The sequence below is a fragment of the Geminicoccus sp. genome (genome assembly GCF_036263595.1).
In the GTDB taxonomy this organism is placed as follows: domain Bacteria; phylum Pseudomonadota; class Alphaproteobacteria; order Geminicoccales; family Geminicoccaceae; genus Geminicoccus.
The window spans coordinates 1-7735 of sequence record NZ_DATAGQ010000222.1; the positions used below are offsets into that span (position 1 = coordinate 1).

Consider the following 7735-nt stretch of genomic DNA (forward strand, 5'->3'; position numbering starts at 1 on the left):
CGTCCGCGAGCACCTGGCGCAAAGCTGTGGCCTCACCAACCCCGCCTACTGTCCGCCGTCCGATCCGTGCGTCCTGCCCAAGGCCATGCTCGTCATCACATGCGCCAATGACGTCTCACAACCAGACAGTTAGGACAAGGCTGTGGTGAAAATTCCCCACGTGCCGCGCAAATGGACGGTTTGAAGAACATAGCTCCGCGGTCCCGGATGTGATTCGCTTCTGCTGACGGCAGGAGGGCAGCGGCGATGAGTGGGTCACCTGGGTTCTTCGACCTCGACGAGCGTTACGCAGCACTGAGCGCTTCGGGTGATCCGCTGGAGCGGCTGGCTGCGGTGGTCGACTTCGAGATCTTTCGTCCGTTGTTGGGCCAGGCGCTGTGCCGCTCGGACGGCGCCAAGGGCGGCCGGCCGCCGATCGACCCGGTAGTGATGTTCAAGATTTTGGTCCTGCAAGCACTCTATGGCCTGTCGGACGAGCAGGCAGAGTTTCAGATCCGAGACCGGCTTTCATTCATGCGCTTTTTCGGCCTGGGCCTGCCCGACCGGGTGCCGGACTACTCGACGATCTGGCGCTTCCGAGAAGCTCTGGTGACGGTCGGAGCCATGGACAATGTGTTCGTCCGGTTCGACGCAGCCCTGACTGATCGAGGTTACCTGGCGTTAGGCGGCCAGTTGATCGACGCCTCCATCATCGAGGCGCCCAGGCAGCGGCTGACGGTCGAGGAGAAGCAGCGCATCCGCGCCGGCGAGCGGCCGGATTGGCCGGTGGCCAAGGCACGGCACAAGGACATTGACGCGCGCCTCGGCGGTCTCCTGACCGCCGTCCCTTCAGGAGTCGGATCATCCGTCTGCTGACGGATGATGGACGGTAAAACGGGGTCGGGTGAAGAAGAAGTCTGGGCCGATCCTGGAGAGCCGCGGGCAGCTGACTGAAGGCCTGTTGATCCCGGCCTTTGGCTACAAGAGCCACATCAACACCGACCGACGCCATCGGCTGATCCGCCGGTTCCACGTGACCCATGCAGCAGCCCATGAGCTGTCAGCAGACAGCTCATCCGTCTCCTGAAAGGAACGCCGCCAGAAGGCGGCGGAGGGACGGTGCGAGGCTGCCGGAGCTTCTGAACCCAGAGGCATTCGACAGCCGGGTCTGGGCCGACACTGCCTACCGATCGAAGGCGAATGAAGCAGCCCTGGCAGCTGCAGGCCGACGCTCGATGATCCACTTCAAGAAGCCCAAGGATCGGCCAATGCCGGGGCCGCATCGCCGCGCCAACCGGGGCAGGTCCGCCATCCGCTCGGCCGTTGAGCATGTGTTCGCCGAGCAGAAGCAGCGCATGGGGCTGTTCGTGCGCACTATCGGCTCGGCCCGCGCGACGGTGAAGATCGGCATGGTGAACATGGCATACAACATGCGCCGCCTCGTCTGGCTCGAGCAGCAGGCCACTGCCTGACCAAATGCCGTCAGATCAGGCAGCCACACGAGCTGATCCGCCAAATCCAACGACGGCTCAAGGCTCGGCAGCCCGCCCAATCCTATCATCCATCCCAAGCAAACATCAAAAGCAGCTTCTTCAAATCGTCCAAATGCGTGGTATGTGATTGGTGCCAAGATCGCATGTGTAAGATAATAGATTGCGCTTGGCACACATTGATGGAGCTACCTGTGGCCATCTTTGGGTAGCCATTATGAGTAGTGTAGTCATCGTGATTCAATGAAGGACGGAAACCACCCGATCTCCGATACCCTCCCAAGCCGCCGGAGCCAAGCATCGTCCACCGCCGCTCGTGCTGCATGACAACCCTTGCCGGATTGGCTGTCGGTACGGAAACATCCTCTTGAGGGTTTGTCGCCTGCCGATCGGCGGGTTTCCTTCGCCAAATCACCAACACTCGGTCGGTCGATCTCCAGCGCTGGCCTTCAGGTCAGCGTGGATGAGCAGCTTCTCGGCGCTGAAGGGCATCTGGTACCCGAAATCATGGGCGGGTCTGCAAGCCTACTGGCGCAACTGCACTGGTCTGCAAGCTGGATCGTCTGAGCCGCTCTTGCCATATTCCCGCGGTAATGGGTGCTTGTGGCGAAGTGGCCATGCGGTGTGCTTCGGCGGACAAACGGGGAACAACTTGTGCATATGAGCAGAGTGCTTCAAGCGGAAATGAATCGTTATGCCAATGATCTAGAGCATCTCAAGGATGATGACCTTCTTGACGAAGTGCGACGGGCCAGATCAGCACAGCTGAACGTAAACAGAATTGGCAAAACCAGAGCCATTGGCATGTGCTACGCAGCCAATGCTGAACTGGTGAAGCGCTTTGGAGTGGATGGAGAAAGAAAATACTCAGCCAAGTTTGGCGACACCATCAAGCGCTCGCGGAGCCAGCAGTTGGTAGCAGCGTATCGTTCCGTCTGAGTAGGCCACCCGGGACCTAGATTGTGCACCGTCTTCCATCGATTGCAGGGAGCGGACCGTCAGTAGTAGCACGTGCAGCGGGGCTAGCCACTGCCTGACGTCGGGGCAGGCGAGGGGGACGGCCGCCGGCGCTCATGAGCTTCATGATGCCCTGCTGGCTCCTGGCTGCTCCCCCTCCGGGTTAGGATCCGTCGACGCAAGCTGGCTGGCCAGCATCGAGGAGAAATCGGTGCTGAGAGATGCGGCGGCTTCCTCGCCAATGCCCTGCGCGGCCATGATCAAGCGGGCCGCGCGATCCGATGCCATGGTGACCCGCGACCTGTCGCATGAGAGGTTCTTGCGAGCATAGATACAGGCTGCCTTTTCCAACTGCCTCAGCTGCTGCGCGACGGGAAGATCAAGCGGGATCGCACACATCAGGCGATAGGTCAGCGCCAGGTCTTGAAGGGCGGCATGAGCATTCATCTCGTCATTCCCTAAGGGCAATCCGGGCGATGATGACCTCCCGCCTTAACCCTTGGGTGGCTTGCGGGAAGCCGAGGAAACAGGGAGCTCTACGGGTAGTTCCTAAGTAACTATCCTTAGAGCTCCCGAATAGCCATCCGCGGGTCGGCGCGCTAGCCGAACTTGCAGCACAGCCGCATGCTGGGAATAACCGCAGGGTCAGCTGTCCTTGCCATTCGGGTCCCGTCCAATGAGCATTCCCGACTTTCTGCTGGCGCTCAGCGATCGGCAGCGCGGCCTGGCTGACCCGCAGGCGATCGTGGCGGCTGCCGTGGCGATGCTGGGCCGCCATCTTGAGGCCGGCCGCGTGGGCTGGGGCGAGATCGCTGGGGATGCGGAGTTCTTCGCCGTCGAGCACGATGCGATCGACGGCGTCATGCCGAGCCTCATCGGCCAACACCGCCGCGACGGCTTCGGCCCGGTTATCCGCGAACTCCGGGCAGGCCGTGCGATCCGGCTCGAGGATGCCCTGGCTGAACCGGGCACCATGGCTGCGGATGTGGCCGACGCGTTCGTCGCCATCGGCATCCGTGCCGGCGTCTTTGTACCGGTCATGAACAACGGTCAGCTGGCAGCGGCGCTCTATGCCCACCAGGCAGAGCCCCGCCATTGGCGTGACGACGAGCTGATCTTGATGCAGGAGGTGGCCCAGCGGACCTGGGAGGCGGTCGAGCGGGCGCGGGTGGCGGTGGCGCTGCGCGAGAGCGAAGCCAAGCTGCGCGATGTGCTCGACGGGATCGGCGAGGCCTTCTACGCGCTCGATCGGGATCTGTGCTTCCTGCATGCCAGCCGGGCAGCACTGGAGTTCTGGGGCAAGGAAGCCCAGGACCTGATGGGCAAGCCCATCATCAAGGTATTCCCGCACGCTGCGGGCACACCCGCCTATGAGGCGCACAGGCGCGTGCTGCAGACCGGCAAGGCGGAGCACTTCGAGACCATCTCGCCGCTGCTGGGGCGCTGGTTCGAGGTCGACATCCATCCATCCAGCGCGGGGCTCTCGGTAGCTTTCCGCGACATCCAGCGACGCAAGCAGGCCGAGGAGGCACTGCAGGAGAGCGAGGCGCGGCTGCAGGCCGCGGTCGATCTCGTTGGCCTGTCGCTCTATGCCTGGGATCTCGAGGCCGGCGTTCTCGAATGGGATGCGCGGTTAAAGGCCATGTGGGGCCTGCCGCCTGAGGCCGAGGTCGACCTGGCGCTGGCCCGCTCCGCCATCCACCCGGACGACCGGCCGCAGGTCGAAGCAGCCGTCGCCCGAGCCACCGATCCCGGGAGGGGTGGCGTCTATCAGATGGAGTACCGGGTCATCGGCATCGAGGATGGCGTGGAGCGCTGGGTCTCGAGCTACGGCCGCGCCACCTTCGTCGATGGCAAGGCGACCAGGTTCACCGGCGCTGTCCTCGACATCACCGCGCGCAAGCAGGCCGAAGAGCAGCTGCGCGACAGTGAGGAGCGCTTCCGCCTGTTCGCTGAACACTCGACGAACGTGCTCTGGATCGTTGACGCCAAGAGCGAGCAGATCGAGTACCTGAGCCCTGTCTTCGCGCGGGTATGGGGAGCGCCGTCTACCTCGATGCTGCAGCAGCACTGGCGTGAGTGGGTCGAGATGGTGGTCCATCCAGACGACCGGGAGAACGCCATCGATGGCATGGAACGCTCCCTGCGGGGCGAGATTGTCAACCAGGAGTACCGTATCATCCGGGCGGATGGGGCAGTACGCTGGCTCCAGGACGCGCTTTTCCCCATCCACGACAAGCAGGGGCGGGTGCGATGGGTCGGCGGCATCGCGCAGGACATGACCCGCGACGATGGTTCCCTGGTCTATATCGTTGGCGGCCGTGACACGTCGCATCAGACCCTGTCGCTCCTGCTGCAGGGTACCGGCTACCAGGTGAAGGTCTTCGAATCGGTGCAGGCCTTTCTCGACGTGGCGCCGGCCCTGGTTGCTGGCTGCGTGCTGATCGGCGCGCCCGAAGCACGCGGTCTGACGGTACTGCGCGAGCTCAAGGCCCGGCGGATCGAGCTTCCCGTGATCGTCCTGGGTGAGAACCATCGTGACGTACGAGCTGCCGTGCAGGCGATGAAGGCAGGGGCGGCCGATTTTCTGGAGATGCCGATCGACCGTGAAACGCTCCTGGCCGCCGTTGCGTCGGCACTGGCCGGCATACGGGAAGGCACGGAGCGCGACCATGCAGCCGAACTCGCACGGGCCCGCCTCAACGGCCTGTCGGCCCGGGAGCGGGAGGTGCTCGAAGGACTGCTTGCCGGCGGCACCAACAAGTCGATCGGCACGATGCTTGGGATCAGCTCACGCACGGTGGAGATCCACCGGGCGCACCTGATGCAGCGGCTGGGCGTCAGCACCCTGACGGAAGTCGTGCTGATGGCGGTGGCGGCGGGACTGCAGCTGCCAGCAGCTGGCGATGGCGGCGAAGCCTGAACAGCCGGCCGAGGTCGGGTCCACCGGATCGTAGCTCTTCGAGGCGCATCGCTGTGCCGTGCGCTGGATGAAGATCCTGCTCGAGGTTGCCGACCCGGGCGTGCAGGGGAGGGCCTCGTCTTGCTGGGATCCAGGCCTGCGCGGCCTGCTGTCTCGGGTGATCAGAAAGAACTCATACAAGACGAGCTTTACTGTTTCGTGCTGCTGCCTTGCTGGGGTACACCCTAACGGTATGAGCCCAGCACAGATAAGGCAGGGGCGGGAACCAGCCATCTGCATCCAACGAGAATCAGGCGGTGCCGACAGGTTCGTTCTTGCGTCGTCCACCGACCTTGAGCTTGGGGAGCAGGGCGCGCGTACTGCGCTTGGCGGTCGAGGCGGCCGTAGCTGGTGTCTCCTCTTGCTGGACCACTGCCGGCTGTAGCGGCAGCTCTGCTTGCGGCTCGGCCACCAGGGGTTCGGTCTGCACCTGCTTGCGTGGCCGGCCACGACCTCGCTTTGCCGGTGGCGCGTCCGGTACCACCACAGCAAGTGCGGGTTGAGCCACCTGTGGCATCGCCGCCTGACCTGCCGGCCGCAGCCGTAGGCCACCCTCGATCATCTCGAGCTGCAGGCGGTCACCAGTCTGAAGACCCATCTGGTTGCGTAGCTCAGCAGGTAGAGAAAGCCAGCCGTGATCGTGCAGGGGAAGAGTGGGCATGGGGAGGAGCATCTTTTGATGTGATGGGGCAGGGGAAGTGGTCACCAGCAGGTGCGTGAACATCGCTCACCACGTTGCAGGATAGTCAAAGCAAGCACTTCGACCAACGACAGATCGCGATGATCTCGTCGTTGATGAACCGCCAGGTGCCGGCATGGTCCCTGGTCATCAGGTCGCAGCCGTCATGTCGCTTATTATCCAGCCCGTGCAGCCACACCTTTTGTCTCAACCGGAGCCCGAGCATACGCTAGCAAAAGCTTTAGCCGTTGATCGGCCAAGGGCTTTGCCCTGATCGTCGCTGTCCCCTGGCAATGTGTCATACTAGGAAGATCGCGGGCTGCGCACTCCCCTATTGCGCGGGGGGCGAGGAAGGACCCGTGAATTCTCAGGAAGGAGCAGAGGCCGTAGCAGCCTTGCCTGCCTCGTCTGCCGCTGCACGCTCGACTTTCGTGCCAGCGGTCCTGCGCATCGCCCATGTCCACGTCCTGGTTCTCCATTCAACCAATTGAGCATGGTCCACACTTCGTCAGCGGTCATGCTGTGGCGCTTGGAGATGTCCGCCTCAACTCCATGAGCGCGCTGCATTGGAGAGCACGGCATCCTGTGCCTGAGCGTCGATCCGCTGGGACTTCCCGTGCTTCGAACAGCCCATGGAAGGCCGCTAGCCCGGCCGACCTGGAAAGTGGCTTTGGGTGTGCACCGAACAGCGCTGGCATCTCTGGCAAAGAACTCGCCAAGTCGTAGCGCTTCTCGATCCCAAAGAAATGCTTCAGCCGCTCAAACATGCCCAGCCCGCGTAGTTCCAGTGGACACACGCAGGCGCGGCTTGATCAAGTCAAACAGGAACACCTAAGCTAAAGAATCTAGATGTGCCGGAATATTCCAGCAAACGGCGGAAATTAATCAGGCCAATGATGGATGCCCATGTCCGGAGATCATGTGCATGAAGCGCGAGCTGATGATCTGGGCAGTATCATCATCCATGCCTTGTTCTAGCGCGATCATCCGGACCACCTGTCCAGCCGCACCCGTTAGATGCTCTGCACAGCAAGAAGGATTCTGGGCAATAGCCATACGTGTTGCGGCTTCTAGTTGCCCAAGCTGCTCTTCCACGACGACGTCAGGTTGAACCACACTAATGAGATCGCATATAATGGTAAGATCATCCAGAACAGCATTAAGAGGCACGTTGTTATCCTAACGATAGAATATCGTTGCTTACGATCGACCTGATAGGAGCCGAGGAAACAAGGGCCAGATCATGCCGTGTATGTAAATGGCAGCTCGGACACATCTGCGTACAATGATATTCGCCAGTTATAGCAATGGATTATCTTGCGAAGCCTTCCTACACCACCGGATGACTTCGCTGTAGACGTGCCAATCAACCGGCGGCACCTCACCTGGCCGCAGCCAGGTGCTTCCGACTGGAACGTAGCCGATCTCGGCCAAGTCCGTTTGGATGATCCCAACAATGTACTCGGCTTCACTGTAGGCGCCGGCGTTCAAGAGTTCAGCAGGCCGCGGTGAACTGCGCATGCTCGGCATGAGCTTGATCAATGCGGCGCGTGTCATTGTGGCATCCAGGTGCGAGAGCCATGGTCACGAACATGCAGGTTCATGCGACGGCGCTCGCGGTCGAGGGTTCCCCTCAATCAGTCGGCACGTGCAACAAAACGCTCACGC

6 protein-coding genes and 1 pseudogene are annotated in these 7735 nt (G+C 62.1%); 4 read left to right on the forward strand and 3 right to left on the reverse strand.

Features of this window, described 5'->3' with window-relative positions:
* Nucleotides 1-246: 246 nt before the first annotated feature.
* From VHL31_RS24410 to VHL31_RS24420, 3 genes and pseudogenes are all read left to right on the forward strand, one after another.
* A pseudogene (locus VHL31_RS24410) lies at nucleotides 247-1451 on the forward strand (IS5 family transposase).
* Nucleotides 1452-1802: 351 nt separating this feature from the next.
* A complete protein-coding gene (locus VHL31_RS24415) occupies nucleotides 1803-2036 on the forward strand; it encodes a hypothetical protein (protein WP_329663857.1) in 234 nt (77 codons plus the stop codon).
* 93 nt (nucleotides 2037-2129) lie between these two features.
* Nucleotides 2130-2408 (forward strand): hypothetical protein, encoded by a 279-nt coding sequence (locus VHL31_RS24420; RefSeq protein ID WP_329663858.1) that lies wholly within the window; start codon nucleotides 2130-2132, stop codon nucleotides 2406-2408.
* A 141-nt stretch (nucleotides 2409-2549) separates the two neighbouring features.
* Here the strand turns inward: VHL31_RS24420 and VHL31_RS24425 are convergent, their stop codons facing one another.
* Nucleotides 2550-2873 carry a hypothetical protein gene (locus tag VHL31_RS24425; protein ID WP_329663859.1) on the reverse strand — a complete coding sequence of 108 codons (324 nt, stop codon included), beginning with the start codon at nucleotides 2871-2873 and terminating at the stop codon, nucleotides 2550-2552.
* 229 nt (nucleotides 2874-3102) lie between these two features.
* Here VHL31_RS24425 and VHL31_RS24430 point away from each other — a divergent pair, with 229 nt between their 5' ends.
* Nucleotides 3103-5349, forward strand: coding sequence for a PAS domain S-box protein (locus tag VHL31_RS24430; protein ID WP_329663860.1), 2247 nt, complete (start codon nucleotides 3103-3105; stop codon nucleotides 5347-5349).
* Between the two features lie 289 nt (nucleotides 5350-5638).
* Here VHL31_RS24430 and VHL31_RS24435 read toward each other — a convergent pair whose 3' ends face one another.
* On the reverse strand, nucleotides 5639-6112 hold the full coding sequence (locus tag VHL31_RS24435) for an AbrB/MazE/SpoVT family DNA-binding domain-containing protein (protein WP_329663861.1): 474 nt from the start codon (nucleotides 6110-6112) through the stop codon (nucleotides 5639-5641).
* Nucleotides 6113-6952: 840 nt separating this feature from the next.
* On the reverse strand, nucleotides 6953-7237 hold the full coding sequence (locus VHL31_RS24440) for a hypothetical protein (RefSeq protein ID WP_329663862.1): 285 nt from the start codon (nucleotides 7235-7237) through the stop codon (nucleotides 6953-6955).
* Nucleotides 7238-7735 lie beyond the last annotated feature (498 nt).

Excerpts from the sequence above, each read along its gene's own strand:
- VHL31_RS24420 (WP_329663858.1), top strand. The coding sequence starts at position 2,130 with ATGAGCAGAGTGCTTCAAGCGGAAATGAATCGTTATGCCAATGATCTA.
- VHL31_RS24425 (WP_329663859.1), bottom strand. The coding sequence starts at position 2,873 with ATGAATGCTCATGCCGCCCTTCAAGACCTGGCGCTGACCTATCGCCTG.
- VHL31_RS24430 (WP_329663860.1), top strand. The coding sequence starts at position 3,103 with ATGAGCATTCCCGACTTTCTGCTGGCGCTCAGCGATCGGCAGCGCGGC.
- VHL31_RS24435 (WP_329663861.1), bottom strand. The coding sequence starts at position 6,112 with ATGTTCACGCACCTGCTGGTGACCACTTCCCCTGCCCCATCACATCAA.